General features: G+C 29.4%; 26 protein-coding genes. 11 read left to right on the forward strand and 15 right to left on the reverse strand.

The window, feature by feature from the left end; translation table 11 throughout:
- The 8 genes from QM495_RS10800 to QM495_RS10835 all read right to left on the reverse strand — a co-directional run.
- Nucleotides 1-2,057, reverse strand: a 2,057-nt coding sequence (locus QM495_RS10800) for an efflux RND transporter permease subunit (protein ID WP_408672119.1), incomplete at its 3' end; no start/stop codon positions are given.
- A gap of 103 nt (nucleotides 2,058-2,160) precedes the next feature.
- Nucleotides 2,161-3,234, reverse strand: a complete 1,074-nt coding sequence (locus tag QM495_RS10805) for an efflux RND transporter periplasmic adaptor subunit (protein WP_408672120.1) — start codon at nucleotides 3,232-3,234, stop codon at nucleotides 2,161-2,163.
- A 55-nt stretch (nucleotides 3,235-3,289) separates the two neighbouring features.
- Entirely contained in the window at nucleotides 3,290-4,600 is a 1,311-nt protein-coding gene (locus tag QM495_RS10810; protein ID WP_408672121.1) for a TolC family protein, read from the reverse strand.
- A gap of 163 nt (nucleotides 4,601-4,763) precedes the next feature.
- The gene (locus tag QM495_RS10815) at nucleotides 4,764-5,534 is read right to left on the reverse strand and encodes a TerC family protein (RefSeq protein ID WP_408672122.1); all 771 of its coding nucleotides are present in this window, start codon (nucleotides 5,532-5,534) and stop codon (nucleotides 4,764-4,766) included.
- 3 nt (nucleotides 5,535-5,537) lie between these two features.
- A complete protein-coding gene (locus QM495_RS10820) occupies nucleotides 5,538-5,909 on the reverse strand; it encodes a hypothetical protein (RefSeq protein WP_408672123.1) in 372 nt (123 codons plus the stop codon).
- Nucleotides 5,909-7,252, reverse strand: a complete 1,344-nt coding sequence (purB, locus tag QM495_RS10825) for an adenylosuccinate lyase (RefSeq protein WP_408672124.1) — start codon at nucleotides 7,250-7,252, stop codon at nucleotides 5,909-5,911. The genes QM495_RS10820 and purB overlap by 1 nt, the downstream gene beginning before the upstream one ends.
- A gap of 55 nt (nucleotides 7,253-7,307) precedes the next feature.
- Complete coding sequence (locus QM495_RS10830) at nucleotides 7,308-7,877, reverse strand: adenylosuccinate lyase (RefSeq protein WP_408672125.1); 570 nt, start codon at nucleotides 7,875-7,877, stop codon at nucleotides 7,308-7,310.
- Nucleotides 7,870-7,995 carry a hypothetical protein gene (locus tag QM495_RS10835; protein WP_408672126.1) on the reverse strand — a complete coding sequence of 42 codons (126 nt, stop codon included), beginning with the start codon at nucleotides 7,993-7,995 and terminating at the stop codon, nucleotides 7,870-7,872. Before QM495_RS10835 ends, QM495_RS10830 begins: the two co-directional genes overlap by 8 nt.
- 63 nt (nucleotides 7,996-8,058) lie before the next feature.
- Here QM495_RS10835 and QM495_RS10840 point away from each other — a divergent pair, with 63 nt between their 5' ends.
- The 10 genes from QM495_RS10840 (at nucleotide 8,059) to QM495_RS10885 (ending at nucleotide 18,814) form a co-directional block, all read left to right on the forward strand.
- A complete protein-coding gene (locus QM495_RS10840; RefSeq protein WP_408672127.1) occupies nucleotides 8,059-9,045 on the forward strand; it encodes a DUF1028 domain-containing protein in 987 nt (328 codons plus the stop codon).
- 3 nt (nucleotides 9,046-9,048) lie between these two features.
- The gene (locus QM495_RS10845) at nucleotides 9,049-9,486 is read left to right on the forward strand and encodes a heme-binding domain-containing protein (protein ID WP_408672128.1); all 438 of its coding nucleotides are present in this window, start codon (nucleotides 9,049-9,051) and stop codon (nucleotides 9,484-9,486) included.
- Between the two features lie 6 nt (nucleotides 9,487-9,492).
- A complete protein-coding gene (locus tag QM495_RS10850) occupies nucleotides 9,493-10,173 on the forward strand; it encodes a toxin-antitoxin system YwqK family antitoxin (RefSeq protein ID WP_408672129.1) in 681 nt (226 codons plus the stop codon).
- 11 nt (nucleotides 10,174-10,184) lie between these two features.
- Nucleotides 10,185-10,811, forward strand: a complete 627-nt coding sequence (locus tag QM495_RS10855; protein WP_408672130.1) for a carbonic anhydrase — start codon at nucleotides 10,185-10,187, stop codon at nucleotides 10,809-10,811.
- 123 nt (nucleotides 10,812-10,934) lie between these two features.
- On the forward strand, nucleotides 10,935-12,479 hold the full coding sequence (locus QM495_RS10860) for a YiiX/YebB-like N1pC/P60 family cysteine hydrolase (protein WP_408672131.1): 1,545 nt from the start codon (nucleotides 10,935-10,937) through the stop codon (nucleotides 12,477-12,479).
- Nucleotides 12,480-12,590: 111 nt separating this feature from the next.
- A complete protein-coding gene (locus QM495_RS10865) occupies nucleotides 12,591-12,983 on the forward strand; it encodes an STAS/SEC14 domain-containing protein (protein ID WP_408672132.1) in 393 nt (130 codons plus the stop codon).
- 21 nt (nucleotides 12,984-13,004) lie between these two features.
- The gene (locus QM495_RS10870) at nucleotides 13,005-14,321 is read left to right on the forward strand and encodes an APC family permease (RefSeq protein ID WP_408672133.1); all 1,317 of its coding nucleotides are present in this window, start codon (nucleotides 13,005-13,007) and stop codon (nucleotides 14,319-14,321) included.
- Nucleotides 14,322-14,458: 137 nt separating this feature from the next.
- On the forward strand, nucleotides 14,459-15,646 hold the full coding sequence (gene mnmA / locus QM495_RS10875) for a tRNA 2-thiouridine(34) synthase MnmA (RefSeq protein ID WP_408672134.1): 1,188 nt from the start codon (nucleotides 14,459-14,461) through the stop codon (nucleotides 15,644-15,646).
- 75 nt (nucleotides 15,647-15,721) lie between these two features.
- The gene (locus QM495_RS10880; protein WP_408672135.1) at nucleotides 15,722-17,878 is read left to right on the forward strand and encodes a S8 family serine peptidase; all 2,157 of its coding nucleotides are present in this window, start codon (nucleotides 15,722-15,724) and stop codon (nucleotides 17,876-17,878) included.
- The gene (locus tag QM495_RS10885; RefSeq protein WP_408672136.1) at nucleotides 17,879-18,814 is read left to right on the forward strand and encodes an NAD(P)H-dependent flavin oxidoreductase; all 936 of its coding nucleotides are present in this window, start codon (nucleotides 17,879-17,881) and stop codon (nucleotides 18,812-18,814) included.
- Between the two features lie 7 nt (nucleotides 18,815-18,821).
- Here QM495_RS10885 and QM495_RS10890 read toward each other — a convergent pair whose 3' ends face one another.
- The 7 genes from QM495_RS10890 to mtaB form a co-directional block, all read right to left on the reverse strand.
- A complete protein-coding gene (locus QM495_RS10890; RefSeq protein ID WP_408672137.1) occupies nucleotides 18,822-19,067 on the reverse strand; it encodes a DUF1456 family protein in 246 nt (81 codons plus the stop codon).
- 36 nt (nucleotides 19,068-19,103) lie between these two features.
- Nucleotides 19,104-20,036, reverse strand: coding sequence for a sterol desaturase family protein (locus QM495_RS10895; protein ID WP_408672138.1), 933 nt, complete (start codon nucleotides 20,034-20,036; stop codon nucleotides 19,104-19,106).
- 100 nt (nucleotides 20,037-20,136) lie between these two features.
- Nucleotides 20,137-20,520 carry a TSUP family transporter gene (locus QM495_RS10900; protein WP_408672139.1) on the reverse strand — a complete coding sequence of 128 codons (384 nt, stop codon included), beginning with the start codon at nucleotides 20,518-20,520 and terminating at the stop codon, nucleotides 20,137-20,139.
- Between the two features lie 90 nt (nucleotides 20,521-20,610).
- Nucleotides 20,611-21,537, reverse strand: coding sequence for a lytic transglycosylase domain-containing protein (locus tag QM495_RS10905; protein WP_408672140.1), 927 nt, complete (start codon nucleotides 21,535-21,537; stop codon nucleotides 20,611-20,613).
- Nucleotides 21,538-21,603: 66 nt separating this feature from the next.
- Nucleotides 21,604-22,269, reverse strand: coding sequence for an alpha/beta hydrolase (locus tag QM495_RS10910; RefSeq protein WP_408672141.1), 666 nt, complete (start codon nucleotides 22,267-22,269; stop codon nucleotides 21,604-21,606).
- Nucleotides 22,269-22,910, reverse strand: a complete 642-nt coding sequence (locus QM495_RS10915) for a MarC family protein (RefSeq protein WP_408672142.1) — start codon at nucleotides 22,908-22,910, stop codon at nucleotides 22,269-22,271. The genes QM495_RS10910 and QM495_RS10915 overlap by 1 nt, the downstream gene beginning before the upstream one ends.
- Nucleotides 22,911-22,924: 14 nt before the next feature.
- Complete coding sequence (gene mtaB, locus QM495_RS10920) at nucleotides 22,925-24,259, reverse strand: tRNA (N(6)-L-threonylcarbamoyladenosine(37)-C(2))-methylthiotransferase MtaB (protein WP_408672143.1); 1,335 nt, start codon at nucleotides 24,257-24,259, stop codon at nucleotides 22,925-22,927.
- A 103-nt stretch (nucleotides 24,260-24,362) separates the two neighbouring features.
- Here mtaB and QM495_RS10925 point away from each other — a divergent pair, with 103 nt between their 5' ends.
- Nucleotides 24,363-24,497 carry a hypothetical protein gene (locus QM495_RS10925; RefSeq protein WP_408672144.1) on the forward strand — a complete coding sequence of 45 codons (135 nt, stop codon included), beginning with the start codon at nucleotides 24,363-24,365 and terminating at the stop codon, nucleotides 24,495-24,497.
- Nucleotides 24,498-24,605 lie beyond the last annotated feature (108 nt).

A 24,605-nucleotide genomic window follows, 5' to 3' on the forward strand; every position in this document is an offset into this window, starting at 1 on the left:
ACTTCAACTAATTTTACGTTTGCACCATATTTTTTAGAAATTTTTTGAATTTCTGGACGTGTAAGCTTCGCAATATCATGACTTTGTAAATCACGTTCAGCTTTTGGTAATAAATTAACTTGAATATCAGCCATATTACTTCCTCCTCTAATATCATAATGACGAACTAACCCATTAAATGTGATAGGAGCAGAGGTACCAATATAATTTTGATAGCTTACTACTTCAGGAATAGTAGAAAGGTATTGTGCTATTTCTTTCGTTACAGCAGCAGTCCTTTCTAAAGTAGTTCCTTCTGGCATATCAATTACCACTTGAAACTCATTTTTATTATCAAATGGTAACATTTTTACGGCTACAGATTTTGTAAAGAACATTAATATAGAACCAATTAATAGCACCCCAATAATACCTAACATTACCCAACGATTTTTTCTACTATCCAAAAGAGGTTGTTCGGTTTTTTTGTAAATTTTATAAACCCAGCTAGATTCTAAACCTTCCTCTTCTTTATTTTTTTGTTCATCTTTTTCTTGTAATAAATGATATCCTAAATAAGGAGTTATAGTTAAAGCTACAAATAATGAAAGTATCATTGCAATGGAAGCTCCAATTGGCATTGGACTCATATATGGCCCCATCATTCCTGAAACAAATGCCATAGGTAAAATTGCGGCAATTACAGTAAACGTTGCTAAAATTGTTGGATTACCAACTTCATTAATTGCATAAATAGCAGCCTGTTTAAATGGTAATCGTTTCATTTTAAAATGCCGGTGCATATTTTCAGCAATAATAATACTGTCATCTACAACAATACCAACTACAAATACTAAAGCGAATAATGTAATTCTATTTAAAGTGTAACCCAATAAATAATAACTAAATAATGTTAGCGCAAATGTTAATGGAACTGAAAAGAAAACAACTAATCCACCACGCCAACCCATAGCTAACATTACTAAAATAGTTACTGCTAAAATAGCAACACCTAGGTGCAATAATAATTCACCAACTTTATGAGATGCTGTTTCACCATAATTCCTAGTAACACTTACATGAACATCTGATGGAATTAAATTTAATTTTAATTGATCAACTTTCTTTAAAATTTTCTCAGAAATTTTCATGGCATCAGCACCTTTTACTTTTGCTACAGAAAGTGTTACAGCTGAATATTCAGCAGGGTTTTCATTAAATTTGCTGTTAGCTTTCCCAAAACCGAAAGAAACATAGCTTGAAGGCCTTGAAGGACCATCTTGTATTTCAGCAACCTGTTTTAAGTATACAGGCATCTTTTTGTAAACTCCAACTACAAGGTTTTTAACATCATCTGCTGAAGTTAAAAATTTACCTGTAGTTATTAAATATTCTTGATCTCCTTTAACAAAACTTCCAGATTGTGAACTGCTATTATTGGCTTGTATCATTTGCATAATACCTAATGCATCAACACCATTTTCGGCCATTTTATCTTTATCAAGTACTATTTTTAATTGTCGATTCCTTCCACCAATTACTTTAGTTATTGAAACATCTTTTACTTTTTCAATTTCAGAGGTAACTTCTTCAGCAATTTGACGAATTTGAAAATCATCATAATTTTCACTCCAAAAAGTTAATCCTAACATAGGAACGTCATCAATAGAACGTGTTTTTATTAATGGTTGAGTAACGCCAGAAGGAAACATTCCTTGGTGTCTCATTAATTCATCATATAATTTCACATAGGAGTCTTCTGTATTTTCCCCAACATAAAATTGTACAATTATCATAGATTTTCCATTCATTGCCATACTATGTACATGTTGAACTCCTTTAATATTAGAAATAATTTTTTCTAATGGTTTTACAACACGACTCTCAATTTCTGTTGGACTTGCACCGGGATAACTAACCAAAACATCGGCCATTGGAACAATAATTTGTGGTTCTTCTTCTCTTGGAATTAAAAATGAACTATAAATACCAATAGCCATTAAGGCTACCATTAACAAAATTGTTAGCTTAGAGTTAATGAATACATTGGCTATTTTACCTGATATACCTTCTTGCATAATATGTTATATTTGGGCGTTTCCCTTTGGGGTCGGGCTATTCGTTTCAATCTTTTTTTCTTAAAAAAGTATTTCTACGGCTATCCCTAACGCGAAAATTAATTTATTGAATAGTTACTTTTGCTCCGTTGAATAATTTACCATCAGCCGAAACAATATATTGTTCATTTGCTGACAAACCAGATAAAACTTCTACTTGATCTCCAAAAGTTTTCCCTATTCTTAACCATCTTAAAATGGCACTATTTTCATTTCCAATAGTGTACAAACCTGTTAACTGACCTTGTTTTACAAGAGCGCTTTGAGGAACTAAAATTAAACTTGTTTTATGAGTGTTTTTTTCAATAGGAAATTGTACTGAAGTAAACATACCTGAAAGTAAATTTACAACTGTTTTATCTAAAAGTATTTTTACTAAATATTGTCCACCAGTATTTTTTGTAGAAGTGCTAACTTCAGAAACTTTACCAGTTACTAATTGATTGGTAGATTTTACAAGAACGTTTACTTTAATTCCTTTTTTTATTGAAGTAATTTCAGATTCAGGAACCATTGAAATTATTTGATACTTACCAGGCGTTTCAATACTTATCAAAGGCATTCCGGGATTTGCCATATCTCCTTTATTTACAAACTTGCCAGTAATAACGCCACTAAAAGGTGCTCTAATGTTTGAATAAGACAATTGTGCATTTACCTGGTTTTTCATTTGATTAGTAGCCTCTAATCGTGCTTTAGACATTTCATAATTTGCGGTAATATCATCCATTTCTTTTTGTGATGCACTATTTTCTTTAAATAAAGCAGTAAAACGATTGTAATCTTTTTCAGCATTTTTAAAAGCTGCAGTAGCTTCAGTAATTGAAGCATCTACCTGAGCTTTTTGCGCTGAAATATCAGTACTGTTTATACTAACTAATAATTGACCTTTTGATACTTTATTTCCAACGTTTACATGAACATTATCTACAAAACCCATCATACGTGTGCTTAGGTTTGCATTTTGAACCGCTTCAATTTTACCACTGGCAGAAATAAATGAATTATTTCCAGAAGAGGGTGAGTTAACTTTTACATGAACAACAGTTCTATTGTCAACAATAGCTGTTGCTTTTTTTCCGCAACTAGTTGTAAAAACCAATGTTGCTATTACAATAATTTTTAGTATATCTTTCATTTTTTTAGTTATTTAAAAACTTATATTTTAATTCTATTTAATGTCTTTAGTAAATTTATTTCGTTAAAAATTTCACGTAAGCTTTTGTAAAATTATAGTTGAATACCGTTTGAAGATATTCTAATTGTTTTTGTAAATATTGAGTTTCTGAAATTAACAAATCTGAGGTTTTTTCTAAACCTTGTTCAAACCTATTAGTTCTTATTCTCAATGCTTCTTTAGATTGTTCAACTGCTAAATTTGTAAGTTTTAATTTATTTTCGGCATCTTTAAGTTGGCGTTTAGCTTTATTAAATTCAACTTGACTTTGTTTTTTATATTGATCTAAGCTTAACTCTGCTTTATCTAATTCAGCTTTACTTTTTTGAGTTTTACCAACACGTTTAAAACCTTCAAAAACATTCCATGATAATTGAGCGCCAACTAAATACCCTTTTGCATTTGTGCCAAATAATGTATCATCATACATCTCATAACTACCAAAAGCATTTAATCTAGGTAAATAGCTCATTTTATTAGCTTTATGCATATTGGTGTAAGCTTCTGTACTCTTTTCCATAGCTTCAATGTCAGCTCTGTTTAAAGAAAGTTGTTCGTCATACAAACTAGTATTTATCAAAGCTTCCAATTTTGTGGAAGGTTTTAATAAATCATTACTGGTTTCACCCATTAAAAATAATAAATAATCTGAAGCATTTTTCACATTACTTTTTATAGTAATTAATTGATTTTCAACTTCAGTAACATGAACTTCAACAGATAGAATATCAGCTTTTTGCATATATCCATTTTTGAAGTTATTATCGGCTATTTTTTTATTTTCTAGTGCAGCTTCTTTTGCTTTTTCTAATACTTCAACTGCTTTATAGGCAACTTGTAATTGCATATAAGCTTTTTTAACCTCTAATTTTATATAATCAGTTGTTCTTATTGATTGTAGTTCTATAGCGTTCATTTTTGCTTTTGCGGCTTTGCGCATAAACAATCCATCTGCATTAAAAATAGGTTGTTGAACTTCAATTTTTGTAGCAAAATTTTGAATTTCTTTTGGGTTATTTAATACTGATGGGAGAAAATCTGCTTGTACTAAAATTTCTTGATTTAACTTTGAACCAAATGCCATTAAAGGATTAGTAGTTGCAATTGCTGAATGTGAAATAGTAATATTTGGCAATAAAATTGAGTTCGTTTGGTTATAATCTGCTTTTGCAATATTAAAATCTTGTTCAGAAATTTTAATGGTGTGATTGTTCTTTTCAACTTTAGTTAACACTTCTTTAAATGAAATAGTTTTTTCACTTTGAGCGTTAACAATCAAAATGTTAGATAGGAAAAATAGAATTAATAGGCTATTTTTAATTTGCATAGTTTTTGTTTTTTAGTATGCTGCAAATGTAATTGAGGTTACATGTTTAAACGGTAATAAATGGTACAGACTTTAGTAACAATTGTTACTGTGAATTTAAATTAAAGCTATTCTTCACCTTTTTAACTACTTGTTTTACGGTACTTTATGAGGTGCAGATCTATTATTCTTTCTTGCGTACCTTCATGTTTAAAGCTTCAACACCTAGTGAAAATGCAATAGCAAAGTATAAATATCCTTTAGGTATTGCTCCTACATGTTGATGGAATATCTCCGCATTAGATAAATGAGCTCCTTCTGTTATAAGCATAAATCCTATTAAAATTAAAAATGAAAGCGCTAGCATTTGTATGGTAGGATGCTGGTTTACAAATTTGCCAACAGGAACGGCAAAAATCATCATAATTATCATTGAAACAATAACAGCTGTAATCATAATTATTAAAGCTCCCTCTATTCCATTTGTCATTCCAACAGCGGTTAATACTGAGTCGAATGAGAAAACGATATCAATCATTACAATTTGAAAAACAACCATCCCTAGAGTAGCTGCAATTTTAGATTTTTTAATTTTTCCATCATTTGTAATTCCTTCAACTTTATGATGAATTTCACTAGTGCTTTTATACAATAAAAAGATACCTCCTAAGAACAAAATTACACTTTGACCAGTGATGCCAGCCTTAAACCAAGATAAATTAAACGAATAGAACGGTTCTTTCATTGAAATTAAGTAGGAAACACCTAATAATAATAAAATTCTAAAAACAAGCGCTAGTAACAAGCCAATTCTAGTCGCTTTTTTTATTTGATTTTTGGGTAATTTACCTGCTGTAATTGAAATAAAAATAATATTATCAATTCCTAAAATAATTTCTAAAAAAGTAAGTGTTAAAAGTGCAATCCAAGTGTCGGCTTGTAGAAATAATTCCATTGATTAATTTGATTTTTTGAAAATTGTACCTTTTTGTATAAAATTAGAATGTCCAATTACAGCTTCAAAATCATAAGAATCCTTATTTAAGTTGGTAATTTTTATATGCATTGGTTCTTCATCTATCGCTGTTTTTGGGTGTAATATTTGAAGTGTGTAATTAAAATTGTTTTCCCAAGTAATTGAAAGTGAATCTATTCGGTCTTCGTATTTTTCAATTTGAAGAGAGTCTTGTCTAATAATTATAGTTTTTTCATAACCTTTTCCTTCAGGAATTTCAAAAGTGCCTGTTTTAAAACGGTCAGGATTTAATTCTTCATTTTTACATGATAGAATTGTTATTGATAAAGCGAATATTAGTATAAATTTTTTCATTAGATTCCTGTGTAATTACTAGGTGTTATAGCTTTTAATTCAGCCTTTATATCATTAGAAACATTGAGGCTTTCAATAAAATCTGCCATAGATTTTTGGTTGATTTTTTCATTAGTTCTTGTCAATCCTTTTAGTGCTTCATACGGATTTGGATATGCTTCTCTACGTAATATTGTTTGAATTGCCTCAGCAACCACAGCCCAATTGTTTTCTAAATCTTCAGCAATTTTTTCTTTGTTAATTAATAACTTATTTAACCCTTTTAATGTAGAACCAAAGGCAATAATTGTGTGTCCAAACGGAACACCAACATTTCTTAGCACAGTTGAATCTGTTAAATCTCTTTGCAAGCGAGAAATTGGAAGTTTAGCTGATAAATGCTCAAAAATTGCATTTGCCATACCTAAGTTACCTTCAGAATTCTCAAAATCAATTGGATTCACCTTATGTGGCATTGCAGAGGAACCAACTTCACCTTTTTTAATTTTTTGTTTGAAATAATTCATAGACACATACGTCCAAATATCTCTGTCAAAATCAATAAGAATAGTATTAATCCGTTTTAAAGCATCAAAAATTCCTGCTAAATGATCATAATGTTCTATTTGAGTAGTAGGAAATGAGTGGTGTAAGCCTAAAACCTTTTCTACAAAATGAGTTCCAAAAGCTTTCCAGTCTATGGTGGGGTAAGCAACTTTATGTGCATTGAAATTTCCAGTTGCACCACCAAATTTTGCGGCATAAGGAATATTTTGAAGTTGTTTTACTTGTTGTTCAATACGTTCAATAAATACTAAAAATTCTTTTCCTAATCGGGTTGGTGATGCAGGCTGACCATGTGTACGTGCTAACATTGGAATATCTGCCCAAGCGATTGCTAATTGTCTTAATTTTTCTAGAAGTATTGCTAATTCTGGATAATAAACAATATCAAAAGCATCATTAATAGATAAAGGTGTTGCTGTGTTGTTTATATCTTGTGAAGTTAATCCAAAGTGGATAAACTCTTTAAATTCGTGTAATTTAAGGATGTCAAACTGTTCTTTAATAAAGTATTCAACGGCTTTTACATCATGATTTGTAATGCTTTCAATGTCTTTAATTTTTTGTGCATCAGAAGATGAGAAATTTTGATAAATTGAACGTAATTTATCAAAAAGAGAAGTATTAAAATTAGCTAATTGTGGTAGTGGAATTTCACATAATGCAATGAAATATTCAATTTCTACTTTTACACGATATTTAATTAACGCTTCTTCTGAAAAAAAAGGAGCTAAATTTTCTACTTTGTTTCTATATCTTCCATCAATTGGAGATATTGCGTTTAAAATTGTTAAAGACATTTTTTAGTTTTGTATTGAAAAACAAAATTAATGAAATTAACCTAAATTAATAGGTTTATTTATTTTTAATCCAACTTAAAATTTTCTTTCCACGAGCTTTATAAGCAGCACTTTCATTTATAATGTTCTGTTGTATAATTAATTGTAATTCTTGGTGAATCCATTTTTCATTTTTACCAAATAAATATAGCATTTCCATAGTGTATGCTTTTACAGCCACTTTTTGTTTTCCAATTAACCAATCAAATCCTGCTTCAATAATATTATTTATATGATTTTTGGTTATTTTATTTTTAATTATTGAAGCTTGTGTTGAAGTGTGTGATTTTGCTAAAAATTCACATATTTTTGCAACGGGTCGTACAGCACTATCAAATTTAATTTTGTGAATATTTTTGGTGAAATAATTAAGATGTGGTGCTAACCAATCCAATTTTTTAGTACAAACAAATTCTAATACCCAAGCGGCTTTAATAGATAACTTGTTATTAAATTCAACTACTAATTCAAGTAAATATTTAAAAAGAATAGGATTTTCTATAACTAAGTTGGCAACACATAAACGATTTTCACGTTTAGCATTTTTAATATTATTAAGTTGTAAAATTAAATACTCTTTATTCATTTTGCTGTTTGTCCTTTTTCTTTGGTGATAATTTATATAATAAATATATAAAACCAGCAATTACATGACCAATAACAACAATCATAATTGTATAAAACCAAAAATTTGAAATTCGCATAATTAAAAGTTTATTTAAATATATGAAAAGAATAGTATCTTTATTTTTTTAAAATACAAAATTATGAAATTATCAGCTGCATTACTTCTAACATTTATATTCAATTTTAACGGATTTTCTCAACAAGTTTATTCAAAAAAAGAACCTTTTGCACATACATTTTCTATAGTTGCAAGAGATACAGTAACTGGTGAAATGGGTGTTGCGGTTCAATCTCACTGGTTTTCTGTAGGTAGTTTAGTTGCTTGGGGAAAAGCGGGTGTTGGTGTTGTTGCAACACAATCATTTATAAATCCTTCATTTGGACCAAGAGGACTTAGTTTATTAGAAAATGGATTAACGCCAAAATTAGCAGTAGAAACATTGTTAAAATTAGATGCAGGAAGAGATGTTAGGCAATTGGCAATTTTAGATGTTCAAGGTAATGTATATACATATACAGGTAAAAACTGTATTGAAGCAGCCGGACATATAATTGGAGATAATTTTTCAGTTCAAGCTAATTTAATGGAAAAAAATACCGTTTGGCCTGCCATGGAAAAGGCATTTAAAAATTCAAAAGGGAGTTTAGCTGAACGTATGCTTATTGCCATGGAAGCTGCTCAAAAAGAAGGTGGTGATATTAGAGGAAAACAATCTGTCGCAATTTTAGTTGTTAAAGCAAAGAGTACGGGTAATAGTTGGGAAGATAAAGTAGTAGATTTACGAGTTGAAGATAGTGATAATCCTTTAGTTGAAATGCGTAGATTGTTAACAATTCATTCCGCTTATGAATTTATGAATAAAGGTGATTTAGCTGTGGAACAAAACAATTTTAAACTAGCAAAAGAACATTATAAAACTGCTCAAAAAATAAATCCCAATAATTTAGAAATGAAATACTGGTATGCTGTAACTTTGGCAAATAATAATGAGATGGCTGAAGCAAAAGTTATTTTTAAAAATATATTTAAGCAAAATAATAACTGGAAAAAATTAACTCCAAGGTTAGTAAAAGCAAAGTTATTATTAGTAAATGAGTCTCAATTAGAAGAAATATTAAAATTATAGATAATGAAAAAAGTACTCTTAGGAATTTTAGTTGTAATTATTTTAATACAATTTATTCGTCCTGAAAAGAATGATTCTAATGACAAAACAAGTGATATAACAACTGTAATGGAAGTTCCAGATAATGTAAATCAAATTATTAAAACTTCGTGCTTAGATTGTCATTCTAATACAACAATGTATCCTTGGTATAGTGAAATTGCACCTGTATCTTGGTATTTGGCACAACACGTAAATGAAGGAAAAGAGCATTTAAATTTTTCAGAATGGGCTGCTTACAACAAGGATCAAAAAAATCATATTTTAAAAGATTTAAAGGAAGAATTAGAAGATCACGAAATGCCTTTAAAAAGTTATTTAATACTTCATAAAGATGCAAAAATGACTAAAAAACAGTATGAAACAGTACTAAACTGGGTAAAAACAATTCCTTCAGAATAAATAAAAATGAGAATTTATGATTCAATAGTTGTATTTTTTTTGATAACCATATTTAGTTATCAAACTATAAATGCACAAAAAAAAATAAATCAGTTAAATGCAAATGGTGAAAGAACAGGTGTTTGGAAAAAATACCATAATAATAAACGTATCAGATACCAAGGTCAGTTTAAAGATGGAAAAGAAGTAGGTGTTTTTAAGTATTATAGTATTTTAAGTTCCGAGCATCCAACTGCTATTAAAACATTTTTAAAAGATGAAAATATAGCCAAAGTTCAGTTTTTCACAGAAAAGGGGGTTTTAAAGAGCATTGGAGAAATGAAAGGTAAAGAAAGAGTTGGAAAATGGCTATATTATCATCCCAATGGAACAGCAATACTTGCCGAAGAGAATTATGAAAATGGTATTTTAAATGGTGAGTCTAAAACATTTTATGTTACTGGAAAAATAACTGAATCATCTCATTATAAGAATGGTAAATTACATGGAAATTTAAAACGATATGCAGATAATGGAGTTTTATTAGATGATTTAAATTACGAAAATGATAAACTTCAAGGACCTGCAAAGTACTATAATATTAAAGGAAAATTAATATATTGGGGAGATTATGAAAATGATGAAAAAGTAGGAAAGTGGGAGTTTTTTGAAGATGGAAAACCTTTAGATAGTATTAAAGCTAATTAAAATTTAAAATTTTGGATATAAAAAAAATATTTAAAAACAATAAAAATTGGATAGTTGAAAAACTTAAAGTTGACAAAAATTATTTTAAAAATTTGGCTGAAGGTCAAAAACCACAAATTTTATACATAGGCTGTTCTGATAGTCGTGTTTCAGCAGAAGACTTAATGGGTGTTCAACCAGGTGAAGTTTTTGTACATAGAAATATTGCAAATATGGTTCCAAATACAGATTTAAATGTGATGTCTGTAATAAATTATGCGGTAAGTCATTTGAATGTAAAACATGTTGTTGTTTGTGGGCATTACAATTGTGGAGGTGTAAAAGAAGCGATGTTATCGAAAGATTTGGGGTTGTTAAATCCTTGGTTACGAAATATCCGTGATGTATATAGATTACACCATACGGAATTGGATTTAATCATAAATAAAGATGATAAATACAATAGGCTTGTAGAGCTAAATGTGCAAGAGCAATGTATAAATGTTATAAAAACTGCAGTTGTTCAAAATGCTTTGCTCGAAAAAAGGATTACAGTTCATGGTTGGGTTTGGGATATTCATACAGGAGAATTAGTTGATTTAAAAATTGATTTTGATGAAATCTTGAAAGAAATTATGGAAATTTATCGTCTTACTTAATAGCTGATTTAATTTTAGTACCATTAATTTTTGTCAATATGTATTAGTTGTTTTTAATTAAATTTAAACACCTTAAATTATGTATATTTACTTTAGATATTATAAGTGTTTAGGGTAAATATTGTGAACAGTTCAAAAGAAGCCATTCAAATTTTAAAATCAAAGAAAAGTAATTTTTATTTTTTTTCAAAACATTGTTTTGCACTTGTTTTTTTAGGTTTAATTTCATCACAATTTGTTTTAAGTCAAAGTAGTGAAATTTCATTTAATGCTAACAAAAATGTTAAAAAGGAAACAAGCAGTGTAAATGCAAACTTTCAAAAATATTTAGCATTACTTAAAACCCACCAACTTCTTCAACATGAGTTAAAAGATAGTACAAGCTATTTTCATAAAATTCGAAATAGAAATTATGTTTTAACAGGAAAAGATATTAATGTTATTAACCTAGAATTTTCAAAAAGAATAGCTGTATTAAATGAATCTATAATTTTAGCTGAAATTGATGATAATTTAGGTGGGAACTTACTTTTTAATAATTTAATAGCTACACATTTAAAAATAAAATCATTAGAAACATTTTTACTTCAGCAAAAGGTAGTTGGTGATAATGAAACAGTAGATAATTTGATTAATGAAGAAAATAAATTTTACAGAATAGAAAAAAAGTCTTTAAAAAAAATAAAAAGAATTTTAATCTCAAGAAAGTTTAGAAAATCAATTCTTGAGTCTTGGAATCGTTCAAAAAAAAATAGTATAAATACTATTCAAAGAGTTGAAAATAAAGCAATTGAGAATCGTATAAAAGAATCCACCTATTATCAAAATTTCTTATCGAGTGGTAAAAATATTAAAAAATCTAAAAAATATTTCAGAAAGTTAATTGATAAAAAGAGTTCATTTTATGCTGAAGTAAATTTTAATAACTTTTTGAATGCCATTTTCTCTGGATTATCTAATGTAGTAAGTAATTTTATGGGAATATTTGCTACAAGAAAAGGTGAATTACTTAATAACAATGAATTTATAAATACTTCTTTAAAATTATTACAACCTTTAGATATAGTTTTAGAAAAAACACCATTTAGATTAACCGATAAATTTATTCCCGGATATTGGGGACATGCAGCAATTTATATAGGAAATGAATCTCAATTAAAAGGCTTAGGTGTTTGGGATAATAAATTTGTAACAAAGTATCACAAACAAATTAAAGAAGGAAAGGTAATTATTGAAGCATTAAGACGTAAAGTTGAATGTAACACTTTTAAAAATTTCTCAAATATTGATGATTACGTACATTTAAGATTAGTAAAAGAACTAACCATAGAGGAAAAAAGAGAACTAATTATTAGAGCATTTGCTCAAATTGGAAAAAAATATGATTTTGGATATGATGTTGAATCTAGTAAAAAAATTATCTGTTCAGAATTACTTTATATTACATTTGATAATGTTGTATTTAACACTTCAAAATTTATGGGAATTAGTACAATATCTGTCGATCAAATTGCTGAACAAGGTTTAAAAGGTGGTGCATTTTATCCAATTGATTTATATTTAGATGGCATAAGAATTAAAGAAGATAAAATTTTTGAAATTTACGACCAACTTCCAACTCTAAAAAATAAAGAAATAAGAAAGTTAAAAAAGAGTTTACATAAATAATATAAAAGGTTTTACTTAATGATTAAAATATTGAAGGAGTTGTAAAAATTGGTATTATCGATGCTCTAAATAAACCGTTATGTCTAATTAAAAAAAATAAACAAAAAAGATATGATTGAACAACTAGAAACTTCAACCAAAAACAGTATTGCTATAGAAGTAATAGATGGTTTTACCGAAACTGATGAAAAACTTTGTCAGAAGTTTTTTCAAGAAAAATTAGACCAAGGTTTTAAACAAGTGAATGTTTTAATAAAATTGGACGAGATGAAAATAAGTCACAGCAGTATTAAGGCATTTATGGAAGATACTATTTGGGTTTTGAGACATTATAAGAAATTAGGGCATCTCGCCATTGTGGCTCATTCTAAAATTCTTAAAGCATTAGTGCCCATTGATAATCTATTTTTTGAACGAGCAAGTAAAGGCAGAAAAGAACGCTATTTTGACGTTATCCAAATGGATGAAGCAATGGAATTTATAGATGATAATGCAACCTATTAAAATTCTATATTCAAGAGAATTATGACATTACACAGAAAAAGAAACAAAAATTTAGGATTAGCTGAACTTATTGCCATTGCCTTGGGAGGAATGGTTGGTGGAGGGATTTTTACAATACTTGGTATTTCGGTATCAATGATTGGAAATTTAACACCTATTGCAATTATTATTGGTGGATTAATTGCTTCATTGGCTGCATATTCCTATGTGAAATTAGGATTGTATTATAGAGATGAGGGAGCAACTTACTCATTCTATAAGCGAACCTATCCAAAATCACATTTTAAAGCCTCAGCCATTGGCTGGTTTATTATTTTCGGTTACATCAGCACTTTGGCATTGTATGCTTACACTTTTTCATCTTATGCTATAAGTAGCTCCAATTTCGCAAATAATATATGGCTTAGAAAAGCCATTGCAATTGGTGTAATAGGCGTTTTTACTTTAATAAATATTTGGAGTGTAAACGGAATGGGGAAAATTGAAGATTTAATGGTTTATACAAAATTAATTGTTTTGACAATTATATCAATTGTTTTAATGCAGCACGGAACTACTGATTTTGGAACATTTATAGAAAATATGGCTATGGATGCAGAGAGTTCAAGTGTATTTTCAATTCTAATAGTTGCCTCATTAACATTTGTTTCTTACGAAGGATTTCAGCTAGTAATTAACGCTGTAAATGAAATGACGAATCCTGAGAAAAATATTCCAAGAGCCATTTACTCAGCTATAACTTTAGCAATTTTAATTTATGTAGTAATTGCAATGGGTGCATTGTTTGCGATTCCAACAGAGGAAATTATAAAAAATAAAGAATATGCACTTGCTGCAGGAGCAGGAGATGTACTTGGAAAACTAGGTACAAACCTCGTCATTCTTGGAGCAATATTGGCAACAAGTAGCGCTATAAGCGGGACTGTTTTTGGTGCATCAAGACAAATGTCTGTTGTAGCAAAAGATGGTTACTTCCCAAATTGGTTAGCCATTAGAAAAAATAATAGTCCGCAAAATGCCATTATCGGAATGGCAGTGATGTCGAGCATTCTAATATTAATTGGTGGTCTTGAATTAATACTTGAATTTGGAAGTATTACCTTTTTGTTGGTATCATTATTAATGGCTGTTGCCAATTATAAAATAAGAGATAAGACGAACTCTTCAAAATTTCTAACAGCATTGTCTATAGTTGGATTAGGCATTGGCGGAATGCTAATTTTGTACTATGAATTTACCAATAAATGGGAACAGTTAATTACCATAATAATACTTTATATTATTTTGGCTTTTGGTGCTTGGAGCTATTCAAAAAAACAGAAGAATAAGAAGGATTAAACACCGTAAACGTAAAAGTTATTTAATAGATACGAAATTACCTTTTTTGATGAATTGATTTAAGCTTAAAAGCAATAACTAGCTACGCTTACTTATATAATAAGAATCCGTAACTTTGCACTCCAAATTAAAGAAAAATGAAACGTGTTATAGTAGGTCTTTCAGGTGGAGTAGATAGCAGTGTAGCAGCATACTTGTTAAAAGAACAAGGTTATGAGGTAATTGGACTTTTTATGAAAAATTGGCATGATGATTCTGTAACAATATCCAATGAATGTCCCTGGTTAGAAGATAGCAATGATGCTATGCTTGTTGCTGATAAATTAGGAATTCCATTTCAAGTTGTAGATTTAAGTGAGCAATATAAGGAACGGATTGTTGATTATATGTTTAAAGAATACGAAATGGGGCGCACTCCAAACCCTGATGTTTTATGTAATAGAGAAATTAAATTTGATGTTTTTTCAAAGATTGCTGAAGAATTAGGAGCTGATTTTGTGGCTACAGGTCATTACTGTAGAAAAGGAGAAGAAATAATAAATGGAGATAATGTTTATAAATTATTAGCTGGAGCTGATAATAATAAAGATCAATCCTATTTTTTATGTCAGTTATCTCAAGAACAATTGTCAAAAGCATTATTTCCAATTGGTGAATTAACAAAACCCGAAGTGCGTAAGATTGCGGCTGAACAAGATTTAATTACTGCTGAGAAGAAAGATTCTCAAGGCTTATGTTTTATTGGAAAAGTTCGTTTACCAGAATTTTTACAACAAAAATTAAAGCCAAAAGAAGGTGTTATTGTTAAAATTCCGGGTAACTCAAAAATATTTGAAAGAGAAATTCCAAATTTTTTAAATAAAGAAGAAGAGTTAGCTTTTTTTGCAACTAAATACAACTATAATATATCAGATGGAGATGTTGTTGGAAAACATCAAGGGGCTCATTATTTTACAAAAGGACAACGAAAAGGATTGGCAGTAGGAGGAATGAAAGAACCTTTATTTGTAATTGATACTAATGTTATTGAAAATGTGATTTATACAGGTGAAGGTAAAGCACATAAAGGATTGTACAGAAACACATTATTTGTTTTAAATGAAGAATTACATTGGATAAGAAAAGATTTGGTATTAAAAAATGGAGAATCTATGGATGTGAAAAGTCGTATTAGATATCGCCAAAAATTAGAAAAAGCCATACTGTATAAAGTTGAAAAAGGAATGTATGTTCAATTTAAAAATGAACAATCTGCAATTACAGAAGGTCAATTTGTTGCTTGGTATGTGGGTGATGAGTTGTTAGGTTCTGGAGTAATAGCTTAATCTTTAATACTAATTAAAATATAAAATTGAATAAAAATTGTTATTTTTGATAATGAAACCCCTAAATAAACTATTGTGAAAAAAAAATTACTAATATTTCTTCTAATTTTTTCGTTAACAAAATCATTTGCACAAGTTGAAGATGCTTGGGTTTATTTTAATGACAAGCCCAGTGAAACTACTTTTACAAATTCACCATTAACAATGCTTACTCAAAGGGCATTAGATAGAAGAACACGTTATAATATTGCACTAGATATTAAAGATATTCCAGTTGAAGCTAATTATGTGTTACAAGTAAAAAACTCAGCAGGAATTACAATCAAAGCACGATCTAAATGGTTAAATGCGCTGCACATTCAAGGCATAAAAGCCGATATTGATAATTTATTAAATTTAAATTTTGTGAATAGTGTTTATTATGCTAACAAATCATTAAATACTGGAGGGAAAAGCTTAAAAAACAAGAAAGTTATTCAAACTAATAAAACGCTTGATATTGTTACAGATTACAATTATGGTAATGGAGCCAACCAAATTGAAATGTTAAGTGGAGAAGTTTTACATCAAAATAATTTTACAGGTCAAGGAATGCAAATTGCAATTATTGATGCTGGATTTCCCAATGTGGATAATTATAGTGCTTTCCAAAGAATTAGAGATAATAATCAAATTTTAGGCGGTTACGATTTTGTGAATAGAAATGATAATTTTTATACAGGTTTTTATCATGGAATGGCTGTTTTATCAACAATTGGAGGATATTTAGATAATGAATTTATTGGTACGGCGCCAGATGCTGAGTTTTATTTATTTATTTCTGAAGATACAGATAATGAAACACCTTTAGAAGAAAGTCTTTGGGTAGAAGCAGCAGAAAGGGCAGATAGTTTAGGCGTAGATGTTATAAATACGTCTTTGGGTTATACAACTTTTGATAATTCAAATTATAATTATGGGTATGCTGATATGGATGGGCAAACTACGTTTATTTCAAGAGGGGCTGAAATTGCTTTTTCTCGAGGAATGATAATCGTAAATTCAGCAGGTAATGAAGGGAATAGTGCTTGGCACTACATAAGTGCACCAGCTGATGCTGCATCGGTATTAAGTATTGGAGCCGTAGATGCTTCTGGTATAATTGCAAGTTTTAGCTCTTACGGTCCAACTTCAGATGGTAGAATAAAACCTGATGTTTGTGCGCAAGGTGCTAATGTTTATATAATAAACTCCTCAGGAAATGTTGCAACATCAAATGGCACCTCATTTTCATCACCTGTTTTAGCGGGTGTTGTTACATGTTTATGGCAAGCCTTTCCTAATAAAAGTAATGCCGAAATTGTTCAACTAATTAAAGAATCATCTCATTTGTATGCTAGCCCTACAGCTCAAGAAGGCTATGGAATTCCTAATTTTGAAACCGTATATAATTTACTCTCAATTGATATGAACGACCTTGATGGTGATGGCGTTTTGAACAATCTAGATTTATGTCCAAATACACCTGCGGGAACTTTAGTTGATGCTAATGGTTGTTTATTGTTATCTTCAGATAATTTTAATATTGAAGTGATTAGTGAAACTTGTCCTAATAAAAATAATGGGAAAATTACAATCACAGCTTCTGAAACGTATAATTATACAGCGACGGTAAATGGTACTAATTACTCTTTTTTAGATAATATATTGAGTCTTGAAGATTTAGAGGTTGGTATTTATGAAGTTTGTGTTTTTATAGCAGCCCAAAGTTATGAGCAGTGTTTTAATATCGCTGTAAATGCGGGAACTACTATTTCGGGGAAGGCTAGTATTACTTCAAAATCAATTATTATAGAATTAAGTGAAGGAACTAAACCATTTACGGTATATGTAAATGGAACTAAAGAAATGCAAACATCAAATAGTAAATTTGAAGTTGATGTTAATTCTGGAGATTTAGTAGAAGTAAAGACGAGTGTTGCTTGTGAAGGTGTTTTTTCAAAAGAGATTATATTGGAAGGTGTAATTAGTGTGTATCCAAATCCAACAAAAAATACAATTAATTTTAAATTTCCTACAAATATTAATGAAATAGAAGTTGTAATTTATAGCTTACTAGGAAAAAATATATTACAAACAACAGTTCAAAAGAATAATCCAAAAATTAATATTTCATCGTTATCTAAAGGGTTGTATATGGTTCAAATGAAATATAACGATACAATAAAAACAATAAAAGTCCTTAAAAATTAAATGAACAATCGTATTACTGAACTTTTTAAAATTAAATACCCATTAATTCAGGCTGGGATGATTTGGAATAGTGGTTGGAAGTTAGCTTCGGCAGTAAGTAATGCAGGTGGATTAGGTTTAATTGGAGCAGGTTCTATGTACCCAGATGTTTTAAGAGAGCATATTCAAAAATGTAAAAAAGCAACTAGGAAACCTTTTGGAGTAAATGTGCCAATGTTATATCCTAATATTGAAGAAATTATGCAAATTATTGTTGATGAAGGTGTAAAAATTGTATTTACTTCTGCCGGAAACCCTAAAACTTGGACACCTTTTTTAAAAGAAAAGGGTATTACAGTTGTTCATGTGGTAAGCAGTGTAAAATTCGCTTTAAAGTCTGAATTAGCAGGTGTTGATGCTGTTGTTGCTGAAGGATTTGAAGCAGGAGGTCATAATGGAAGAGAAGAAACTACCACATTTACTTTAATACCAATGGTAAAAGAAAAATTAACAATCCCTGTAATTGCAGCAGGTGGTATTGGAACTGGAAGAGGAATGTTGGCAGCTATGGTTTTAGGTGCAGATGCTGTTCAAATTGGGAGTAGATTTGTAGCGAGTGAAGAATCATCAGCTCATATAAATTTTAAAGAAGAGGTTGTAAAAACTGAAGATGGTGATACGCAATTAACCTTAAAAGAATTAGCGCCAGTTCGTTTAATTAAAAATAAGTTTTATAATGAACTTCAAGAATTATATCAACAAAAACCTACAGTTGAACAATTAAAAGAAAAGTTGGGTAGAGCAAGAGCAAAAAAAGGAATGTTTGAGGGAGATATAGAAAATGGAGAATTAGAAATTGGTCAAATTGCAGGGTTAATTCATGAAATTAAACCAGCAGCTGAAATTTTAAAAGAAATTATAGAAGAGTTTAATGAAGTAAAAACTTCATTCTGTTAAGTATTTCCTATTTTGTTTCTTTTTTAGGAGGCATAGGTCCTCGTAGGTGTATAATTAATCCGTTTAAAAAATTACGTAAAAATTGATCGCCACATTCCATATATTTTGGGTGATCTTCTTTCCTAAAGATAGCTCCTAATTCACTTTTTGTTATCTTAAAGTCAACTAAACTACAAATTTTCACAATATCGTCATCACGTAGTTTTAGTGCTACACGTATTTTTTTAAAAACATCATTATTTGTTAAACCCATTTGACAAAGATAATTTTTTATAAATTATAAAGTAACTTAACTAGCACTAAACTTTTCTCGTTTAAGTTCTAATTGCATTTGTTTTACTGTTTGTGAACTATTATTGTGACTCCAACCAGGAGGTCCAAATACATACATAAATTTATGAAACCAATTTTTAGTTTTTTTGGTGTCAATCCAAATATCTTTATATTCATGAGTTAGAATTACCCAAGGGTTATAAGAATCTGGAGCATGAGTTACGCCATATTCAACTTTAATAGTTTCATCAAATTCTTTCCAAGTCCCGAATATTTTATCGAATATATTTAAAAAACCTCCGTGATTTTTATCCATATATTCCAAATTTTTTGCGTGATGTACTTGATGCATTGTATGCGTATTAAATATTTTTTCTATAAATCCCATTTTTGGAATATAAACTGAATGTAATTGAAATTGCCATAGAGCTTCAATTCCTAAGCATACAACTACCATTTCTGGTCTAAAACCCAATGCCGGAATCCACATATAAAATAGGGGTTTATACAAAATTGTAAACCAACCATTGCGTACTGCAGTGCCCAAATTATAATTATCTGAGGAATGATGTACAATATGTGCGGCCCATAATGCTCTTACCATGTGGTTTTGCCTATGAAACCAGTAGTATGTAAAATCATCTAATAATTGACAAGCTATCCAAATGTACCATGCATATCCAAAAGAATTCCATCCCATAATATTTGTTCTAATTCCATTAATTTCAGGATTAAAAATTTCAAAAATGAAATTAAAAATTACAATTGCGGAAATTGTTTTTATTAAAGGTGCAATTATTGCAGAACCAATACCCATAAATAAGCTAGCTCCTAAATCCTTCCATTCATACAGGTTTTTTTTATTGTGACTTTTGCTGTAGGTAAGTTCAAGTAAAATTAGTGCTAAGAAGCAAGGAACTCCGTACACTAATGGGTTGGTGAAATCCATTCGTTCGTTTTAGTATAAATTAAAGGCCGAATATAAGGTTATTTTTATCTAACCTTTTAAAATTCAGTTTTTATTACTCAATAACTTATAAAATTGATGTTTATTTTGTGAATATTAATTTTATAGCTACAATTAACATCATAAATCCAAAAACTCTTTTAAGCATTCTTTGATCTATTTGAAGTGCTATTTTAGAGCCAATAAACCCACCAACAATAAATAATACAGAAACAATTAATGCAACTTTCCAATCTATATTACCGCCATTACCTGCAGTATGATAATTATAAACTGCTAAAAATGTTACAGGAGGAAGCATAACAGCTAAACTTAAACCTTGGGCATTATATTGAGTTAATCCCAAAAAGATGATAAAGAGCGGAACCATAATAATTCCACCGCCAACACCTACTAAACCACTTAAAATTCCCGCTAATAAACCAATAATAATTAAGATAATAATTGTTGTTATTGTCATTTTCATCTGTTTAAATTTTATTTTATAGCGGTAAACAGCTGCTGTTCGCTATTAATCATTCCTTTGTGTATCAAAATTTGTTATGCTCGTTTCATATTAGTTTTCTGAAGGAATTTTTAACGTATATAATTTTCGTGATTTGTTATTTAATTTATTTTCACGTAACCATGGGTTATGTAATTTTAAAATTTTGTAATTAATGCCTAAATTTTTTGAAAACTGTGCAATATCATTAATAACAGTATCAACTTTAATCAATTTAGTGGGTTCTAATTTATACAAATCTTCAGCATCAAATACAAAACCATATTTTTTTGGATTTGTTAGTATTTCTTTTAAAGCAACCATTCTTGGCACATAACGTTGTGTTTCATCACCCAAAAGTAAATCGTAATAAGTATTAACTTTTTGAGATTCAATTTTCCGAGCAATACCTGTATTACCTGCATTGTATGCTGCTGCTGCCATTGTCCAACTTCCAAATCGTTTTTTTGCAGCTTTCAAATAGTCGCAGGCAGCTTGAGTTGCTTTTTCTAAATGATAACGTTCATCTACATTGTCATTTACTTCTAAACCATTTTCTTTTGCGGTTGATTTCATAAGTTGCCAAAAACCTTTTGCGCCTGCAGGTGAAGTTACATTTTGTAAACCACTTTCAATAACTGCCAGATATTTAAAATCATTGGGAATTCCATTTTTTTCTAAAATAGGCTCAATTACTGGAAAGTATTTATGAGTTCTTTTAAATAAAAGTAAGCCGTTAGATTGCCAATAAGTATTTACCAATAATTCTCTATCAATACGTTCTTTAATGTCAGTTTTTTCAATTGGTACAGGTTCTCCAGCAAAAGATAAATTTAAGGGAATCTTTAGTGCCTTAATTTTATAAGTTTCACTGGTATTTTTATCACTTTCATTTTTGCCATCAGTTTTTTTTATACTTATTGTACTAGTTGAAAAAATAAATAATGAACTTATCATTATTATGGCAATAAGGCCTAAAAATTTTATTGATTTGTTCATAATATATAGTATTTATTGTTGTTAAATTACAACTAATTTTGAATTTATAGCAATAAGATTGTTATTTTAACAATTAAGGGAGTTCGTTATTATTTCACTAATTGTTTTTGCTTTATCAATAATCATAATATGTGTACCTTTTTCAATAGCAATACAATTTTTTATATGCTTAATAGGGAAAATGCAATCATCAACTCCATGAATATGAAGTATATTTTCAATGGGTTTATCTTGTTGCCAATGAAGTACATTATATATTGCCCAAGTTAAATAGTTGGTATCTCTTACAGAAAGATATTCTTTATAAAGGGCTACTCGTTTTTTTGCAAAATCTCCAAATGCATAGATTGAAAAATTTTCTAAATTTGTGATAGCTTTGGTAGGGAATAATTTATAAGCTTTTGTTTTTTGAATTGCTCTTAGCCGTTTTGGTAGCTCATTTTTACTTTTTACGCTTGAAATTATTATTGTTTTTTTTGTGGATATATGTTTACTCATTTCCTGAGCCATAATACCACCAAAAGAAACTCCAATTATAACCGGATTTTCTTCAGTAACTAGATTAGCCATTCGTTTGGCATAATTTTCAATAGTTTCTTTTTCAGAAAGAGGTAGTAACCATTCTATATAATGAAGTTCAAATTTGGTTTCTGAAAATTGTAAGTATTCAAATATTTTTGAACTTGCAGCTAATCCGGGCACAAAGTAAATATGAATTTTTGTCGATTTCATTAGCTATTCATAATATCTATAATTATAGGTTTTAAACCACTAAAGAAAAATTCAACAGCAATAACCATTACAATTAAACCCATTAATCGCATCATTACTTTATTTCCTGTTTCACCAAGTTTGTCAGTAATTTTACTTGCACCAACTAATATTAAGTAGGTTAATAATAGGACAAAAGCAATTACTGAAATTAATACTATTTTTTGTGAAATTTCGGGTGCATCTTCCATTAAAATAATGGCATTTGTAATTGCTCCAGGTCCGCAAATCATAGGAATTGCTAGTGGTGTTATTGAAATATCTTCAACATAAGCATCAATTTTATCTTCATCATCTGTGTGTTTAATACTTCCTAATCTAGCTTGTAGCATATCCCATCCCATAGTGAAGAAAATAACACCACCAACAATTCTAAAACTATTTACTGAAATTCCGAAGAAATTAAATAAAATTTGTCCAGAAAAGGCAAATGCTATAATAGTAAAAAAAGCTACTAAAGTTGCCTTTTTAGCTGTTTGTTTACGGCGTGCTTTACTTAAAGTAGCTGTCATTGACATAAATATAGGCATGGTACCTAACGGGTTTATCAATGTAAAAAATGATGTAAATATTAAGATTGCAAAAGTGTATAATTCAACCATTATTTTAACTAATTTTATGCAAAAGTAGGAATAGTTACCCAATTAAATCGTACAATTCCATCTTCATCAATTTTGGATAATTTTATTTGTTGAAGTGTATTCACCAATTCAGGATTCCAAGGAGTTTTAACTTTTACATAATTTTGAGTAAATCCTTGAATATATCCATTTTTATTTTCACTTTCAAAGAGTACCGTTAGTTCATTTCCAAGTTGACTTTCATAAAAAGCTCTTCTCTTTTTTACAGATAAACCTCTAAGCATTTTACTGCGTTTTGCTCTCACTTTTTGAGGAACAATGTTACCCATTTCAACAGCTTCAGTGTTTGGTCTTTCAGAATAGGTAAAAACATGTAAATAAGAAATGTTTAATTCGTTTAAGTAATTGTAGGTTTCTAAAAACAGCTTATCTGTTTCACCAGGAAATCCAACAATAACATCAACACCAATACAAGCATTTGGCATTGTTTTTTTAATTTCAGCAACTCTATTGTCGTACGTTTCACGTAAATATCTACGCTTCATTAATTTCAATAATTCATTACTTCCACTTTGTAAAGGAATGTGAAAATGGGGTACAAAATTGTTCGATTTTGAAACAAATTGAATGGTTTCATTAGTTAATAAATTAGGTTCAATAGATGAAATTCTTAAGCGATGAATTCCTTCAACTTTATCTAAAGCTTCAACTAATTCATAAAATGTATGTTCGTGTTTTTTATTTCCAAATTCACCTTTTCCATAATCGCCAATATTAACACCCGTTAATACAATTTCTTTAATACCTTTTTCTGAAATATCTTTGGCATTTTTTAACACATTTTCTAACGTGTCACTTCTTGAAATCCCTCTAGCTAGGGGAATAGTGCAATAGGTACATTTATAATCGCAACCATCTTGTACTTTTAAAAAAGCACGTGTTCTGTCTCCAATTGAATACGCTCCAACATAGAAATCGGCTTCTTCAATTTCACAAGAATGCACTTCTCCCATTTCATTTTTAGAAAGGTCGTTTATATAATCGGTTACTTTAAATTTTTCTGTAGCACCTAATACCATATCAACACCATCAACAGCTGCTAATGCTGATGGTTTTAATTGTGCATAACAACCAATAGCTATTAAAAATGCGTTTTCATTTTGTTTTAAAGCTGATTTTACAATTGTTTTAAAACGTTTATCAGCATTATCAGTTACCGAACAAGTATTTATTACATATATATCCGCTTTTTCATCAAACTCAACACGATCAAAACCTTCATTCTGAAAGTTTCTTGCAATGGTTGAAGTTTCCGAAAAATTAAGTTTACACCCAAGTGTATAAAATGCGACTTTTTTTTGTGCGCTCATTCTTGTACATTTATCGGGTGCAAAAGTACAGAATTTTATTTTTATAATTATAATTTTCAATACTCCAAATCCACTTTATTATGCTGTAATTTTCACTTCAGTTATGACTGAAGTTACAGAAGATTATCAAAGTATGTCAGATAAAATGGTTGAATTAGCTAAACAGCAAGATGGTTTTTTAGGAATTGAATCCGCTAGAGATGAAATTGGAATTACTCATAACCTGAGTTCTACATAAATACTTCTGATTATTAGTCATTTATAAATTCTATAGTAAAAACGGGTGTCATTCCTGCGAAGGCAGGAATCTAAACGCATCCTATTTATGGATTCCTGCCTTCGCAGG

This window comes from Lutibacter sp., assembly GCF_046055765.1.
Lineage (GTDB): Bacteria > Bacteroidota > Bacteroidia > Flavobacteriales > Flavobacteriaceae > Lutibacter.

Coding starts and splice junctions, on each gene's coding strand:
- QM495_RS10835 (WP_408672126.1), bottom strand. CDS start 7,995: ATGCGAATTTCAAATTTTTGGTTTTATACAATTATGATTGTTGTTATT.
- QM495_RS10865 (WP_408672132.1), top strand. CDS start 12,591: ATGATTGAACAACTAGAAACTTCAACCAAAAACAGTATTGCTATAGAA.
- QM495_RS10830 (WP_408672125.1), bottom strand. CDS start 7,877: ATGAATAAAGAGTATTTAATTTTACAACTTAATAATATTAAAAATGCT.
- mtaB (WP_408672143.1), bottom strand. CDS start 24,259: ATGAGCGCACAAAAAAAAGTCGCATTTTATACACTTGGGTGTAAACTT.
- QM495_RS10895 (WP_408672138.1), bottom strand. CDS start 20,036: ATGGATTTCACCAACCCATTAGTGTACGGAGTTCCTTGCTTCTTAGCA.
- QM495_RS10850 (WP_408672129.1), top strand. CDS start 9,493: ATGAGAATTTATGATTCAATAGTTGTATTTTTTTTGATAACCATATTT.
- QM495_RS10905 (WP_408672140.1), bottom strand. CDS start 21,537: ATGAACAAATCAATAAAATTTTTAGGCCTTATTGCCATAATAATGATA.
- QM495_RS10840 (WP_408672127.1), top strand. CDS start 8,059: ATGAAATTATCAGCTGCATTACTTCTAACATTTATATTCAATTTTAAC.
- QM495_RS10900 (WP_408672139.1), bottom strand. CDS start 20,520: ATGAAAATGACAATAACAACAATTATTATCTTAATTATTATTGGTTTA.
- QM495_RS10915 (WP_408672142.1), bottom strand. CDS start 22,910: ATGGTTGAATTATACACTTTTGCAATCTTAATATTTACATCATTTTTT.
- QM495_RS10885 (WP_408672136.1), top strand. CDS start 17,879: ATGAACAATCGTATTACTGAACTTTTTAAAATTAAATACCCATTAATT.
- QM495_RS10910 (WP_408672141.1), bottom strand. CDS start 22,269: ATGAAATCGACAAAAATTCATATTTACTTTGTGCCCGGATTAGCTGCA.
- QM495_RS10810 (WP_408672121.1), bottom strand. CDS start 4,600: ATGCAAATTAAAAATAGCCTATTAATTCTATTTTTCCTATCTAACATT.
- QM495_RS10820 (WP_408672123.1), bottom strand. CDS start 5,909: ATGAAAAAATTTATACTAATATTCGCTTTATCAATAACAATTCTATCA.
- QM495_RS10845 (WP_408672128.1), top strand. CDS start 9,049: ATGAAAAAAGTACTCTTAGGAATTTTAGTTGTAATTATTTTAATACAA.
- mnmA (WP_408672134.1), top strand. CDS start 14,459: ATGAAACGTGTTATAGTAGGTCTTTCAGGTGGAGTAGATAGCAGTGTA.
- QM495_RS10890 (WP_408672137.1), bottom strand. CDS start 19,067: ATGGGTTTAACAAATAATGATGTTTTTAAAAAAATACGTGTAGCACTA.
- QM495_RS10805 (WP_408672120.1), bottom strand. CDS start 3,234: ATGAAAGATATACTAAAAATTATTGTAATAGCAACATTGGTTTTTACA.
- QM495_RS10870 (WP_408672133.1), top strand. CDS start 13,005: ATGACATTACACAGAAAAAGAAACAAAAATTTAGGATTAGCTGAACTT.
- QM495_RS10925 (WP_408672144.1), top strand. CDS start 24,363: ATGACTGAAGTTACAGAAGATTATCAAAGTATGTCAGATAAAATGGTT.
- QM495_RS10815 (WP_408672122.1), bottom strand. CDS start 5,534: ATGGAATTATTTCTACAAGCCGACACTTGGATTGCACTTTTAACACTT.
- purB (WP_408672124.1), bottom strand. CDS start 7,252: ATGTCTTTAACAATTTTAAACGCAATATCTCCAATTGATGGAAGATAT.